Source organism: Saccharospirillum sp. HFRX-2 (assembly GCF_043196805.1).
In the GTDB taxonomy this organism is placed as follows: domain Bacteria; phylum Pseudomonadota; class Gammaproteobacteria; order Pseudomonadales; family Natronospirillaceae; genus Saccharospirillum.
Genome location: NZ_JBEBMU010000001.1, coordinates 445,516 through 459,836, shown reverse-complemented (window position 1 = coordinate 459,836; position 14,321 = coordinate 445,516). Strand labels below are relative to the sequence as shown.

At 55.2% G+C, this 14,321-nt stretch carries 17 protein-coding genes; 10 read left to right on the top strand and 7 right to left on the bottom strand.

The annotated features are described in order from the left end of the window. Window positions 1-32 precede the first annotated feature (32 nt). From ABMA60_RS02330 to ABMA60_RS02315, 4 genes are all read left to right on the top strand, one after another. Window positions 33-755, top strand: coding sequence for a VWA domain-containing protein (locus ABMA60_RS02330; protein WP_392798105.1), 723 nt, complete (start codon window positions 33-35; stop codon window positions 753-755). Between the two features lie 10 nt (window positions 756-765). Next, window positions 766-1,515 carry a DnaJ domain-containing protein gene (locus ABMA60_RS02325; protein WP_392798102.1) on the top strand — a complete coding sequence of 250 codons (750 nt, stop codon included), beginning with the start codon at window positions 766-768 and terminating at the stop codon, window positions 1,513-1,515. Between the two features lie 191 nt (window positions 1,516-1,706). Beyond that, a complete protein-coding gene (locus ABMA60_RS02320; protein WP_392798099.1) occupies window positions 1,707-2,678 on the top strand; it encodes a glycosyltransferase family 2 protein in 972 nt (323 codons plus the stop codon). Continuing rightward, a complete protein-coding gene (locus ABMA60_RS02315; RefSeq protein WP_392798097.1) occupies window positions 2,639-3,589 on the top strand; it encodes a glycosyltransferase family 2 protein in 951 nt (316 codons plus the stop codon). The genes ABMA60_RS02320 and ABMA60_RS02315 overlap by 40 nt, the downstream gene beginning before the upstream one ends. Window positions 3,590-3,693: 104 nt before the next feature. On the opposite strand, the gene ABMA60_RS02310 is transcribed toward ABMA60_RS02315, so the two are convergent. Continuing rightward, entirely contained in the window at window positions 3,694-4,179 is a 486-nt protein-coding gene (locus ABMA60_RS02310; protein WP_392798094.1) for a hypothetical protein, read from the bottom strand. 112 nt (window positions 4,180-4,291) lie between these two features. Here ABMA60_RS02310 and ABMA60_RS02305 point away from each other — a divergent pair, with 112 nt between their 5' ends. Continuing rightward, complete coding sequence (locus ABMA60_RS02305; protein ID WP_392798091.1) at window positions 4,292-4,858, top strand: TetR/AcrR family transcriptional regulator; 567 nt, start codon at window positions 4,292-4,294, stop codon at window positions 4,856-4,858. An 8-nt stretch (window positions 4,859-4,866) separates the two neighbouring features. On the opposite strand, the gene ABMA60_RS02300 is transcribed toward ABMA60_RS02305, so the two are convergent. After that, complete coding sequence (locus ABMA60_RS02300; protein WP_392798088.1) at window positions 4,867-5,421, bottom strand: hypothetical protein; 555 nt, start codon at window positions 5,419-5,421, stop codon at window positions 4,867-4,869. 252 nt (window positions 5,422-5,673) lie between these two features. On the opposite strand from ABMA60_RS02300, the gene ABMA60_RS02295 reads away from it, so the two are divergent. The 5 genes from ABMA60_RS02295 (at window position 5,674) to ABMA60_RS02275 (ending at window position 11,251) form a co-directional block, all read left to right on the top strand. Continuing rightward, window positions 5,674-7,293 carry a methyl-accepting chemotaxis protein gene (locus ABMA60_RS02295; RefSeq protein WP_392798086.1) on the top strand — a complete coding sequence of 540 codons (1,620 nt, stop codon included), beginning with the start codon at window positions 5,674-5,676 and terminating at the stop codon, window positions 7,291-7,293. Between the two features lie 73 nt (window positions 7,294-7,366). Continuing rightward, window positions 7,367-8,191, top strand: coding sequence for a RimK family alpha-L-glutamate ligase (locus tag ABMA60_RS02290; RefSeq protein ID WP_392798083.1), 825 nt, complete (start codon window positions 7,367-7,369; stop codon window positions 8,189-8,191). An 80-nt stretch (window positions 8,192-8,271) separates the two neighbouring features. Then, entirely contained in the window at window positions 8,272-9,123 is an 852-nt protein-coding gene (locus tag ABMA60_RS02285) for a hypothetical protein (RefSeq protein ID WP_392798081.1), read from the top strand. A 142-nt stretch (window positions 9,124-9,265) separates the two neighbouring features. Continuing rightward, window positions 9,266-9,889: a rhomboid family intramembrane serine protease gene (locus tag ABMA60_RS02280; protein ID WP_392798078.1), complete on the top strand. Its 624-nt coding sequence runs from the start codon at window positions 9,266-9,268 to the stop codon at window positions 9,887-9,889. A 120-nt stretch (window positions 9,890-10,009) separates the two neighbouring features. Continuing rightward, a complete protein-coding gene (locus ABMA60_RS02275; RefSeq protein WP_392798075.1) occupies window positions 10,010-11,251 on the top strand; it encodes an MFS transporter in 1,242 nt (413 codons plus the stop codon). On the opposite strand, the gene ABMA60_RS02270 is transcribed toward ABMA60_RS02275, so the two are convergent. The 5 genes from ABMA60_RS02270 to ABMA60_RS02250 all read right to left on the bottom strand — a co-directional run bounded on the left by ABMA60_RS02270 (window position 11,248) and on the right by ABMA60_RS02250 (window position 14,266). Continuing rightward, a complete protein-coding gene (locus tag ABMA60_RS02270; protein WP_392798073.1) occupies window positions 11,248-11,775 on the bottom strand; it encodes a methylated-DNA--[protein]-cysteine S-methyltransferase in 528 nt (175 codons plus the stop codon). The two genes, ABMA60_RS02275 and ABMA60_RS02270, sit on opposite strands and share 4 nt — an antisense overlap. Before the next feature lie 74 nt (window positions 11,776-11,849). Further along, on the bottom strand, window positions 11,850-12,326 hold the full coding sequence (locus tag ABMA60_RS02265; protein ID WP_392798071.1) for a DoxX family protein: 477 nt from the start codon (window positions 12,324-12,326) through the stop codon (window positions 11,850-11,852). Between the two features lie 13 nt (window positions 12,327-12,339). Further along, window positions 12,340-13,086 carry a putative DNA-binding domain-containing protein gene (locus ABMA60_RS02260; RefSeq protein ID WP_392798069.1) on the bottom strand — a complete coding sequence of 249 codons (747 nt, stop codon included), beginning with the start codon at window positions 13,084-13,086 and terminating at the stop codon, window positions 12,340-12,342. Next, the gene (locus ABMA60_RS02255) at window positions 13,076-13,954 is read right to left on the bottom strand and encodes a DUF692 family multinuclear iron-containing protein (RefSeq protein ID WP_392798066.1); all 879 of its coding nucleotides are present in this window, start codon (window positions 13,952-13,954) and stop codon (window positions 13,076-13,078) included. The genes ABMA60_RS02260 and ABMA60_RS02255 overlap by 11 nt, the downstream gene beginning before the upstream one ends. 18 nt (window positions 13,955-13,972) lie before the next feature. Then, complete coding sequence (locus ABMA60_RS02250; RefSeq protein WP_392798064.1) at window positions 13,973-14,266, bottom strand: DUF2282 domain-containing protein; 294 nt, start codon at window positions 14,264-14,266, stop codon at window positions 13,973-13,975. Between the last annotated feature and the right edge of the window lie 55 nt (window positions 14,267-14,321).

Below are 14,321 nucleotides of genomic sequence, written 5' to 3'. Positions count from 1 at the left end.
TCGTCCTGACGGGCGTTTGTTAAGTGGTCAAGGTGCAACGGCCTTTGTATGCTTTGACCATGAGCAACGACCAACTCCCCAGCAAATCCAGCCGACAAGACATCGACCAGTTCCTGAGCACCGCCGCCAAGACACCGGTGGCTGCTCGCCAACCGGGTCGCTTGATGTTCGCTCTGGATGCCACCGCCAGCCGCCAACCGAGCTGGGATACCGCCTGCCAACTGCACAGCGAACTCTTTCTGGCCACGCGCGATCTGGGTGGTCTGGCGATTCAACTGTGTTATTACCGCGGTTTTAACGAGTTCCATGCCCTGCCCTGGGTCAGCAACGCCGATGGCCTGCTGCGCGCCATGAACGGTGTGCGCTGCCTGGGTGGTCATACGCAGATTCGCAAAGTGCTCAAACAGGCGATCCGCGAAACCCGCCAGCAAGCCGTCAAAGCGGTGATTCTGGTGGTTGATTGCTGCGAAGAATCGGCCGATGAACTGTGCCAACTGGCCGGCGAACTGGGCTTGCTCAAGACCCCGGTCTTTGTGTTTCAGGAAGGCAATGAGCCGACCGCCAGCAATGTTTTTGCGCAACTTGCCCAGCTCTCGGGCGGCGCTCACAGCGCTTTCGATCACCGCAGTCCGGCAGTGCTGAAAGCGCTGCTCGGCGCGGTTGCCGTCTACGCCAGTGGTGGTCGTAGCGCGCTGGACGACTTCTCGCGCAGTGCGCCGGCCGAAGTCAAACGCCTGACCCAGCAATTGAAATAAGAGGTCGATCGTGAACCCCATCACCCTGATGTTTTTGCTGGTGCTCGCCCTGGGTGTACTGCTCTATTACCGACGCTTGCCCGCCGCCCAGCGCGGCCCTTTTCGTATTAAAGCGCTGGTGGCGCTGGCCATTTTTGGCCTTATCTTTCTGGCCCTGACACAGCGTCTTTATCTGCTCGGTGCGCTCTTTGCGCTGCTGGTGCCCTTTATGCGCCACCTGCTGCCCTGGCTGTTGCGCTCGCTGCCGTTTCTGGCCGGCTGGTATCGCCGTCGCCAGCAGCGGCAAGGAAAGGCTGGCGGCGGACAACGTTCGCGCGTGGCCGGCGAGGTGGTGGAGATGGAGCTCGATCACGACAGCGGCGCCATGTCCGGCCGCGTGCTCACCGGGCCCCTCGCCAATCGTGATCTGGCCGATCTGCAAAAGCAGGAATTTCTCGATTTACTGAGTTACTGCCGCCAGACCGACACCGATTCAGCGCGGCTGCTGGAAAGTTATCTGGACAAACGTTTTGGTGATGCCTGGCGCGCTGACGACACTCAAAACCAGGGCGAAGCCGAACAACCGAGCTCCAATCACAACGGCGCCCTGAGCGACGCCGAAGCTTACGAAATTCTCGGCTTGGACGCCGGCGCCGATCGCGACGCCATCATCCAGGCGCATCGCCGACTGATGCAGAAACTGCATCCCGATCACGGTGGCAGCGCTTATCTGGCCGCGCGTATCAATGCGGCGCGGGCGCACCTGTTAGAGCGGAACTGACCTTTCCTTCCTAGCCAAGTGCGTCTTGGCTTACCTCAAAAAAGATCTTATAATGCTACCTTTATTGATTTTATAGATTTTGGTTTCATTAAAAGATACCAAATTAACTTCTGACACCATTTAACCTCTTCTTCATGACAGAAGGCCACCTCACTGCAGCTGGCCATGTTGCAGTTCTTGAGTCTGAATGTATGGCCATCTTTCAACTGAGCATTATCGTCCCTTGTTACAATACCGCAGACTATTTGGAAGATTGCCTGTTATCGGTTACCAGGCACATCCCAACCCGTTGGCGAGATGCCGTTGAACTGATCGTGATCAACGATGGCTCAACGGATCACACCGCTGAACTGCTGTCCGACCTTTTGCCCAAAACAAATCTCAGCTACCAACTGATCGAACAAACCAACCAAGGACTGTCTGCCGCCAGAAACGCGGGGATGGCCATCGCCTGCGGTCGCTATATAGGTTTTCTCGACAGTGACGATATTTGGTTGGATGGCATGCAGCCGCTCATTGCCAAAATCGACACCTTCAATACAGACATCATTGAATTTAATTCTAAGCGTTTCACCGATACGGAAATCGACGAGTACGATGTTTTCAAACTGCCTGATACTGAGCAAAATCTCAGCCACATAAAAAAAGCCGCATTTATTCAATCAGACTGGATGGTTTGGGGACGTTTCTATCGACGGGAAATCCTATCCGGCATTCAGTTTGTTGAAGGAATTACGTACGAAGATGTGCTGTTTACCTCCCAATGTTACATCCGCGCTCAGTCCATTTTCACTTATAATCAAGCCTGTGTTGGTTACCGTTTTCGACCGACCTCTATCACCAACACCAACACTGAAAAAGACCTGATCAGCCTGAATCATGTGGTTGCAGTTTGTCACCAACAATACCAATTGGAACCCAACGATCTTAACTATTTTTTGTTATGCAATGCTTTGACTATATACATGCATATCTACATCAATATGTATAAAACCATAGTGGGTATTGGCCATAAAAAATTGCGCCGAACACTTGCCAGAAACAAAGCAATAAAAAACTTCAGGCTGAGCATACGCCTGATGATATCCAGCCTGCCACTCTACCTGATTGCCAGAACAGTTAAGTGGTCGATGATCGCGGTCTTAAAGGCCCGAAAATCATGAAGGTGTCGGTCATTTTACCGACTTACAATCGGGTGCATCAATTTCAACGAGCCTTAAATAGCTTACTTACCCAGACTTACCCCGACCTCGAAATTGTAGTCGTCGATGACAATGGCCTTGGCACTAAAACACAGCGCATTATTGATGAGTGCTGTAAAAACCTAGCCACCGTCCGCTACCTGCCCGTCACTGAAAATCTTGGTGGGAGTCTTGCCCGAGATTACGGCATTCGACATTGCACAGGCAGTTACATCACCTTTCTGGACGACGATGATGAATATCGACCCACCAAAGTAGCTCAGCAACTCGCCTACATGGTTGATAACAAATTGGATATCTGCGTTTGCGATATGGATATCGTTACCGAAGCTGGCGCAGAGCAGCATTATCAGGAGTGGCACTCACAGGCAGTCGCTTCATCGTTGCAAGAATTCTTGTTTTCTGGCGTTGCGTTTACGCCAATGATCATGTTGAAAAAATCGATCTATCTCGCGTCCGAAGGCTTTATTAAAACACCAGTATTTCAAGACCACGTCATGATGCTGAATGTTCTTAACGTATCGCAAAATATAGCGGTACTGCGCGAAAGACTTTTCACCCACTACCAGATTAAAGGAACACGAACATCGGGAACCTCCGATACACTGGAAGGCTATCTGATTCGATATGCGCTAGAGCGAAAGCTGTGCATTGCCCATGGGTTTAATATTCGTCAGTTACGCGAAAATCAGCTGCTTACCTTATTAGAAAATTTTAAAAACAGGCTGAGTTTTTACCGTTATAGTCTGTTGTGCATGGAGTTAATTTGGCTTAAGAAAAACAGACAAACGACCCGATTCGTCGCTAAAACACTCATTCATTACCTTCTCATTCGCAGCAGCTCGTTGCGGTCTTTGATACGACAACGTTAATACGTGATTCCTGTACTTTTAGTCGACTTGATAGCCCAACGGCAATCACTCAGTCAGAAGCAACAAGGGTGCCGTCGAACCGGCGCCCTTGTTGAGCCGACGGCTTATGACCTAAGCGCCGGAGCGGAAGCAGATGTCGGTCTCCAGCACAACCAGTACGCCCAACCCAGCAACAACAATTGCAAGGGCGTACGCACCCACAAATAACTCAACCCCCAGCGATAACCGGCGTAGTCGATCTGCTGCCAGGCGGCGTAAATATTGGCCGGATAAAACAGCACCAGAACCAGCATCGCTGCCAGCAAGGCCCAGCGCCGAGTCGCCGGGACCACCAGGCCGACGGCTATCACTACTTCCAGCCCACCGGTGACATAGACCAGCGCCAGCCGCTGCGGCACCCAGGCCGGCAGCATGGCGACCATGCCGTCGGTCTGGACCAGATGACCGACAAAGAAAAACACAAAGGCGAACGCCAGTCCGAGCGTTGCCCAGAGCGTTAAATCAAAGCGCTGGCCAGTCAGACGACCAAACAGCCAGGCGAGCGCCAGAGGCGACATCAGAATCAAACAGACAATGATAGGGGTGATCATAACCGTCTCCTGTTAGCTAAAAGGCACCTATGTAGTCACTGCCTACATGGCTTGGCAATAATGTAGGCAGTGACTACACTAGCGTCAAGCACTTCATTACAAGACAGCGCAAATGACCGATTCCACGAACTATCACCACGGCGCCTTAAAAGAGACCTTACTCAACAGCGCGCTCGACAAACTGGCGGCCGGACAGGCGGTAACTGAGCTCAGCATCCGCGCGCTGGCGGCGGAAGCCGGGGTATCGAAGGGTGCACCGAGGCGCCATTTCGCCAGCGCCGACGAACTGATCGCCGCCCTCGCCGAGCGAGGCTTTGAGCAGTTAAGCGCGCAAATGGACGCGGTTGAAGACGCGGATCTAACCGCCTTGGGAGTAATTTACGTGCGCTTCGCGCTGGACCATCCGCAGCTGTATCGCAGCATGTTCCACTTTCCACGCGGGCAGGCAGCGCAATTCAGCGGCCTGGTCGAGGCCAGCGCCGAGACCTACCAGCGACTACGTCGGGTCATTGAGCAGCGGCCACAACGGCAATCCCAGCTCACCGATGATCAGGCCAGTCTGACCGCCTGGGCGCTGGTGCATGGTCTGGCCGATTTGCTGATTCAACAGCAAACTCAACAGTCGATGGACGATACCCAGATTCGCGCCTCATTGAGCGCTCTGATCAGCGGCTTATAACAGCGCATTCAACCGGCTTGCGGCACCAGTTCGATATCGATGGCGTCGGCCGGCGCGCCGGTCAGTTGTTCGACGTCCTGCCAATGCTGATTGGCGACCGCCAGTATCCGCTCGAAAGCGCCGGCCTGATTCAGGTCAGCCACGGTATAGCCGGTATCGCGCTGCAACCAGCGCTCGCCCAATCTGGCCAGTCGTTCCGGCTGCGCCAGCTCACCCGGCTCAATCCGAATACTGACCCGAACACGCCGCTGCGGTGCCAGCAGTTCCGGCGTGCCGACGGCGGTCACTTCCAGACGCGGCAGGCGTTGCGATTGAAGTTCAGCACTGCGATGCGCCAGATGCGCCGCGTCGCGCAGCAGCTCCAGATCAATCGCCAAGAGTTCCGACCAAAACGCCAACTGGTTTTCATCGGTGCTGCCATTAAGCAGAAAGTCGTCGACCTGGGCCGCACTCAAGCCGTGATCGGGCTGAAACAGCAGCCGGGTACGGACGCGATTGTGCAAATTACCCAGGTTGGCACAGCCCAAAACCTGGGCCAGAAAATGGGAAAACAACGTTGTCATCAGGCACCTCAATTAAGCGGTGCTGATTCAATGGGAGGGGTGCAGGGAAGGCCAAACAAACCGGCGCTTTAGCTGCATTTATATACCGCTCGCAAGTGACCATTAAATCAGCGGGTTCGTTCAATACGGCGAACTATATCAATATATTTTGATATAGCGCAAGCCGCCTGTCCGGATCGCAGCGCCTGCCATCAAAATGTCATCTCTCTGCCACAAACTGTGTCGCCCAGCCTGACTGAGGAAAGTCCAACCATGGCGCTGACCGTTCGCCTGCGGTTGCTGTTGTTTTCCGCGTTAAGCATTTTGGCGCTGACCGGTTTGACCGGCCTGGCCACCACCACCATGAGCCAGGCCGAGCGAGATACCGACCGGCTGGTGCACCAGCAATTGGCCGACGTCTGGCTATTATCGGATCTCGCCCAGAGTCACCGTGCCTTGCAGGATCTGGCATATCGCATCAAAGCCCAGCTGATTTTCTGGGACGAAGTCGACAGCCGCTTCGCCACCATCCAAAACGATCTCGCTGCACAGTGGCAAAGCGCGGCCAATAATCCGCGCTTAAGCGACTGGGTTGCTGAACACGCCGACCAGCGCGCCGCCGTCGATGCCCTGCTCGCTGCCATGGCCAGCGGCATCGAAGCACACAGCTATTACGATGTCGGCCGCGTCGTTGATCTGGAACTGTACCGCGCCATCGACCCGATGATCGCCGCGGTCGATGAAAATCGTCAGGCGGCGCGAACCAATACCGAGGCCGGCGTACAGTCGCTGTTTCGGTTTCTCGCCCAGCAACGCAGCCTCGCCTGGATCGGCGGCGCCCTGGCATTGGTGTTGATTCTGGCGCTCACTGAATGGCTGCGCCGCTCAGTCACCGTCCGCCTGGCGCGTATCGCCAGCGAGTTAGATGCCATGGATGCCGACGCCGACCTGACGCCTGTGCTGCCCGATGACGGCCGCGATGAAGTTACCCGGGTGGCGGTCGCCATCAACGGTTTGGTAGCGCGATTGAATACCTTTGTTGGCGACGTTCGCCTCGCCGCTGGAGCCTTACAAGACAGCGCCAGCGGGCTCGATACTCAATCCGAATCGGTGCGTACTGCCACCGGCCAGACCCACCAGCAGATTCAGGATGTCAGCAAAGCCATGGCGACTATCGCCGACCGCGCCGCCGATATCGAAACCTCGGCGCTGGCTTCGCGCCAGACCATCGAAACCGCAGTGAACAGCAACGCTGAGCTGCAAAACCAGTTGGTCGCCAACGAAGCCGCCGCCCACCAGGCCGCCGAAGTGATGGATCAGGTGGCAAATGGCATCACCGCGCTGCGCGACGCCAGCGGGCGCATTGATCAGGTGATCGATGTGATCGTCGATATCGCCGATCAGACCAACCTTTTGGCACTCAACGCCGCCATCGAAGCGGCGCGTGCCGGTGAGCAGGGCCGTGGCTTTGCCGTGGTGGCCGATGAAGTGCGCCAGCTGTCGAAGCGCACCACCGAATCGACCGCTCAGATTCGCGACTGGGTCGGCGATCTGGGCCAGCAGGTCGGCAATCTGGAAAGTTTGCTCGATGCCACCACCGACGCCGGCGAAAACAATCGCCAGACCCTGGCGACGCTGAAATCGCACCTCAGCGAATTAAACAGCCGCTTTACCGATCTGGAACATCGCAGCACCGATATCGACACGGCGTTGGTCGCCCAGCGCGACGAAATCGGCCGAGTAGCACGGCGCTCACAACGACTGACCGACAGCGCTGAGGGTCTTAGCGAAACCGTGGCCGCCACCACCACCATCAGCCAGACATTGCGCGGCCAGTCCGAAGAACTGGACCGGCTCAGCGGGCGTTTTCGCTGTCATCTGGATGAAGCCTGAGGCAGGCACGAATAACGCTTGTCAAAAACCAAAAGCTGCATAAAATCTGCGCACCCTGGCCTGCGCACCCTTTATGCAGCTGATTTCATTCGATCCTTTCCGCACCCTTGGCTTTCCCGACACGAAAGTCCTCAAGCCGGAACATTTCTTTCGCCACAAGGACGAATTGCGCCAGGCGGACTGGGTGTTATTTCCCGCTTACTGGCAACTCAACGCTCTGCTTTACGGGCTCGACTGTCGCGTCTTTCCCAGTGAAGCCAGCTACCGCATCGGCCACGATAAGGTGGAGATGACGCGCGCTTTTGAGATGGTCGCCCCGGCCTATATTCCACTGACGCTGATCGAACCAAACGGTCCGCTGCAACAGGAATTATTGTGGGACACCATGACGCTGCCCTTCGTCGCCAAGCACCCCAAGGCGAGCATGGGCGAAGGCGTTTTTCTGATTCGTGACCACGCCGACTGGCAGCGTTACTGCGCCAGCGCCGAGGTGCTGTACGTTCAGGAATATCTGCCCATCGACCGCGACATTCGCATCGTTATCGTCGGTGATCAGGTGGTTTCGGCTTACTGGCGGCGCCAGGCTGATCAGGGTTTTTACAACAATGTGGCGCGCGGCGGCTGGGTCAGCCATGAAGCGGTGCCCGCTGCCGCCATTGAGCTGGCATTGCAGGTCGCCCACGATCTGGGCGTCAATCATGCTGGCTTCGATATCGCCTGGGTTGGCGGTCATCCTTACCTGCTGGAGTTCAACCGTTTGTTTGGCAATCAGGGACTGGCCGGCAGCGATGCACTGAAAGACGCCATTCTGGGCTATCTGTACAGCCAGCAACCGCGCGATCCCAGCGGTCCCACTCCGGCCCCAACGCCGCTGCGGCCCTTGCCCAGAGCGGTATAAAGCAAAGCCACAATGCTTGGCTATACTGCCGGAAACATCGTCTTCAGGGCCAAATCATGCGGCGGTTTGCGCTATTTTCGATGCTGATTTTACTCAGCGCCGGCCCCAGCCTGGCGGCCGACCCTGGGCCGGTGCGCGTTGCCACCCGCTTCGGTTCTACGCCTGTGCTCGAATTACCTTTGAGCGTTATCGAACTGGCGCTGGCCAATGCGCCACAGCCACGTAAGTTGGAGATTGTTGCCATGGACGGTGCGACCCAGCTGCGCCTGCTGACAATGCTCGAAAACGGTACCGATGAATTCGATCTCTACTTCGCGGGCTTTAGCCGCGAACGCGCCGAAACCATGATTCAACTGCCCTACCCGCTGACGCAAGGCTTGCTTGGACTGAGGGTGTTGGTGGTCACTGATGAGCAACCGGCACCGAGCTCCGAAGCCGCCTTAAAACAACAATGGCAATTCGGCTCGGGGTTGAACTGGTTCGATACCGACATCTTGGAACACGGCGGCTTTAACATCGTTGAAAGTGATTACGCCAACCTCTGGCCGATGCTTGAACGCGGTCGCTTCGATGCCTTTCCGCGCGGCGTTGCCGAAGCCTTTCTCGAGTTGGATTTACAAGCGCAACAGGGACGCCAGTTTTATGTCAGCCCTGACTGGCTGATCGCCTATCCCGCCGATTTTTTTATCTATTTAAACAAAGCCGATGCCGAGCTGGCCGCCCAGTTGCAAGCCGGTTATTTGCACGCCCAAGCCAATGGCAGTCTGGATAGGCTGTATCAAAACCATCCGGCCATTCGCGAAGCGCGCGACTGGCTGAACAACACCGACTATCAGTTGATCTGGCTGGACAATCCTTTTATCGACGGACAATTACCCAACATTCCGCGACGTTACTGGATACCGGCGCGTCACTTTAATGATCTCGACTGAACAGCCCCTACTGAAGCAATAACCCGGCCTGAGTGTCGGCCATCAATCCGTAAAGAGACCGTCAAGAGCGGTCTGTTCGCTTGTGCTGTCAGTCTGTGGCCTTCACCTCTAGCGTCATTCTCTGCGTTAAGGATTTACAGCCGTGCTCAACCTCTTTGTACCGCGTCCAGGCTATTGGCTGACGCCGGTGATCATCTATCTGAATGCGGCCATCTTCGTCTTGATGGTCATAACAACCGGCGATCTTATGGCGTTCGACACCCGCACTCTGGTGACGCTCGGCGCCAATTACGGTCCCTGGACGGTCGATGGTCAGTGGTGGCGTTTGCTCAGCAGCACCTTCCTGCACGCCGGTCTTTTGCATCTGGTGTTCAATATGATCGTGCTGGCCAATATCGGTATTTTTCTGGAACCACTGGTGGGAAGGCTGTCGTTCGCGGTGGTTTATTTACTGACCGGTTTGCTGGCCAGTTTAACCAGTCTGCTGTTTAACACGGGCGCGGTCAGTGTCGGTGCGTCTGGTGCCATCTTTGGTCTCTATGGTTTCTTTCTGGCCTTGCTGACCACCTCCTTGTTCAAGCCGGAATTCCGCAAGTTATTTCTGCGCAATACCTTGGGCTTTGTCGTTATCAACGTTGCCATCGGTTTTATCATCGGCCCGATCGACAACGCCGCTCACCTGGGTGGCCTGGCCAGTGGCTTTGTGCTCGGCTACCTCTGGCTGCCGGTGATTCGCAAACGCGCCCTGAGCGGACGAAGCGTCTAAGACGACAGCCGTGAACAGCGCGCCCAATCGCAGTACACTGGGCGCGCTTTTTTTTGCGTCCCGCTCGCTTGCAGCGCCATCACCACTGACGACGCTGCGCTATCTGCTCAGAGGTTCTCCATGATTCGCGGTTACCTATCGATGTTTCGGTCTTACTGGCCGATGCTGTTGTTTGGTCTGTTCACCGTCTTTATCGGTAACTTTGGTCAATCGTTTTTTATTTCCTGGTACGGAGCCTCCATTCAACAGCAGTTGGGACTTTCCGCCGCCGCTTACGGCTCGGCCTATTCCGGCGCGACCCTGGTCAGCGGTCTGACCATCATGGTGATCGGTGGCGCGGTCGATAAATTCCCGCTGCGTCGTTTCGTCACGCTGGTGGCCATCGGCTTAACGCTAGCGGCGCTGTTGATGTGGCGCGTTGATTCGCTGCTGTCGTTGGTGATCGCATTGTTTCTGCTGCGTTTTTGCGGCCAGGGTTTGATGCCGCACACGGCGATGACGGCGATCGGCCGTTACTTCTCGTTAAATCGCGGCAAAGCCACCAGCATCGCCGGCAATGGCGTGCCCTTGGGTGAAATGATTCTGCCGTCGATTGCTGTTGCCTTAATCGCCCTGGCCGGCTGGCAATTAAGCTGGCTGATCATCGCCTTCTTCGTGCCTTTGGTATTTCTGCCGCTGGTGTACTGGTTGCTGTCCAAAGCCGGTGCCAGCGAAGCCGAGACGGTGGCGCCCAAGGTGCGCAATAACGCCGCCGATTGGGTCGATGGTTCGCGCCGCACCTTGCTCAGCGACGGTCGCTTCTGGCGCGCGCTGCCGTTGTTATTGGCACCGCCTTTTATCGTCACTGGCTTGTTTATTCATCAGGGTTTTGTGCTCGAGCAGAAAGGCTGGTCGCCGGCGCTCTTTGCCAGCGCCTTTGTGTTGTATGGCGCGGTGCACTGGGCAGCGTCCATCCTGGTGGGCTCGCTGGTGGATCGTTATTCGGCCACGGCGCTGTTCAAATTTATGGGCCTGCCTTTTGTACTCGGCTTAACGCTCGGCGCGTTTCGTGAAGGCATTTGGGTGGTGTACGCCATGATGGCAACCCTGGGTATTGGCATCGCCATGATGGGTACCATCGCCAACGCGATTTGGGCGGAAGTCTACGGCACCACTCATCTGGGCAGCATCCGTTCGCTCTTTACGTCGCTGTCGGTACTGGCGACCTCGGCGTCACCGGTGTTACTGGGATTACTGATTGATGCCGGTATAGATGCGCGCACTTTCCTATTGTCGATGGCGGGTTATGCGGCCGTTGGAGTGGTGTTGGCGATGACCGCATTTCGTACCCCGGCGGCAAGCCAGTCATCGTCAAACAATTAATGATCAAACAGGCCCGGCTGAGCGATGGCGCCTTCGAGCGCCAGCAGTTTTTGCTTGCGCCACAGGCCGCCGCCGTAGCCGGTTAAGCTGCCATCCTTGCCAATCACTCTGTGGCACGGCACCACGATGGCGATGCGGTTATCGCCATTAGCACGAGCTACCGCACGCACCGATTGTGGCCGACCAATGCTCTGTGCCTGCTGCTGATAGCTGCGCGTCTGACCGTAGGGAATCGTTAATAACGCCGACCACGCCTGGCACTGAAAATCGCTGCCCAGCAAATCCAGCGGCAGCTCGAACTGGCTGAGCTCGCCGGCGAAATAGGCTTCCAGTTGTTGTTGCAAGGTAGCGAATATCGGTCGGTCGCTGTCAGCTTGCAGTGGTTCACCCAGATGCCGCTCCAGGGCTGGCAACTGACGCTCCAGACGTTGCGGGTCGGTGAACTCCAGCAAGCACAAACCAGCTTCAGTGGCGACCGCCAACATCTCGCCCAGAGGTGTTGTCAGGTTACGATAAGCGATCATGGCAGCATCCTGTTTTTTACATCTTGCTTGTTAATAGTTGCGCTATTAAAACGTCTCAACAGGCAGGGTTCTCGTCAACCGTTAAGACGACGGGCCAGCCAATAATCGATCGAGAATTTCCCGGCTCCGTGCGCCATAAGATACAGCAGGACACAGGCCCAGACACCATGAGTGGCATAAGCACCCGGATAGACAAAGATTTGAATCACCAAGGTCATCGCCAGCAAACCCATTGCCGCGTAGCGGGTCGCCAAGCCAAACAACAATAAAATAGGCAACAGATGTTCGGCCAGCGCTGCCAGCAAAGCAGCGGTCGTCGGTGCCAGCAAGGGCAGCGCGTATTCTTCCTGAAATAGAAAAATTGCCGTGTCGGATAGGTGTGGCCAACCGAGTTGAAAATCACCGCTGATAAGATTAATCGCTAAACCATCAATCTTGGTCTGGCCGGATAACCAGAACACCGCGGCCATGGAAAACCGACCGACAAAAGCAATCAGGCTGTCTGGAAGACGACTTAAAAGTTGGTGCCACTGTTGCAGTTTTTTATTCATTCTTATCCGCCTGTTAATCCGTTAATAAGCCTGTTAACGCACCCTGTTGCACCAGCACTTGCAACAAGGCAATCAGATCGAATTCCAGTCCCGTCATGGCGTCAGAAAACACCTGACCTTGGTGCAACCGCGATACAAAAGTACCGGCATCGGGTTCTATTAAATGCAACTGAACGTGCAAGGCTGGTCGGGTCAACAATACCGTCTCAGCGCTATTCAGGGTTAAATCACGCAACCTGATTTTGCTTTGTGGTTGATGCGCCTGCCAGACCGAAAGCACCGCGAAATCCGACGACAAACACTGGCAAGCTGGCGACAGTTTCAGTCGCGCCTGTTCCAGTTGCTGCGGTTGGTTTAATACGGCAGTTAGTTGTTCGACTGATAGCGGTTGACTGTTGGCGCTGTGATAACTGCTTAGCCAAAGCCGTTCCAGGCGCGCCATATCAGCCAAATAGGGCAAGCTTCGGGCCGGCTCAAAGGCTTCAATAAAGTCGGCAAAATACTCACCATAGTGCACCAAAACAGGAGAACTGGGCGGGTACTGATAAACATAGTCGCGCGCCATCGCACGGAAAAATTCAGTGCCGGTAAGCGCGCAACAAACCGGAAAAATATCCTGCAACGCCTCGATTAAAGAGTGGCTGAAATTATTACGATAAATGCCGAAACGATGTGAAGTTTCAGCGTCGTGCCAGCGTTTTAAATTACTCGGTTCACGCGCTTGCCGACTTAATAACGCCTGAGCAAAATCAGCCTGCATAAGACGCTACCTTTTGGGCTTTGCCATCCAAACGAATACTCAAGCGCTGCTCGGCCAACTCTGCTTCAGCGCACAGAATATCCAGTGCCGGTACATTGCCATCGCGCTCAAGCAAGGTCGCAACCGGGCCACATAATGACAAGGCCTGATCATACAGCGCCCAGACTTCGTCGCTGACTTCGCTGTCATGACTGTCGATTAATAAAGGACTGCCATCCAGATCCTGATCGACCGCAAAACCCGCCAGATGGATTTCACCAACAGCGGCTAACGGCAAAGCTTGTAAATAACTCAATGCATCCTGGTGATGATTGGTCGCCGTGACATAGACGTTATTTACATCGAGCAATAAGCCGCAGCCAGTACGGGCAATCGCAGCCTGAATAAAATCGGTTTCGCGTAAAGTGGAGTCACTGCTTTCAACATAGGTCGAAGGGTTTTCCAACAGCATCTGCCGACCCAAATACTGCTGCACCTGATCGATATGTTCACACACACGCTGCAAGCTGGCATCGGTATAGGCCAGCGGGAGCAAATCATTAAAGTACACACCTTGATGAGACGACCAGGCCAGATGCTCCGAAAAACTTGCAGGCGGGTATTGATCAAGCAGAATTTTCAGCCGTTGCAGATGCGTTTTGTCGAGCGCTTCCAGCCCACCAATCGATAAACCCACGCCATGAATTGAGAGTGGATAACGCTGATAAATCTGTTGCAAATAGTAGTGGTAAGGCCCGCCCTCAACCATGTAATTCTCAGCATGAATTTCGACAAAACCCAAATCCGGTTTGTGTGCCAAAATCGACTGAAAATGCGTTGGCTTTAAGCTGATGCCGGCACGAGCTGGCAAGGTATTTTCATCCTTCATGGACGGGCCTCCGTTTGCTTACTGCTCGTTGAACGCCTGCAGCTGACCGTGACCGGTCGGAGAGGTCGGCGACATCATTTCTTCGCAGGTACCCGCCGGAACCAGTTTCCAGGCGTTGCCCTGATAGTCGCTGGTGGAGGTACCAGCGCAAGTAGTGCCCGGGCCGGCTTTGCAGTCGTTTTGACCTTGCATGGCAACGCCGTAGCATTTTTCTTTGGCCTCTTCGGCCTGTACCAGACTCGGAATAACCGCCGTTGCCAAAACGGTTCCCAGTGCCAAAGCCAGTGATGTTTGAGCCATTTTCTGTTTCATCAGTGCATTCCTCTTAGTGGTTTTCAAGCACAGCGCCCGAGGCTTCGGTAACGCT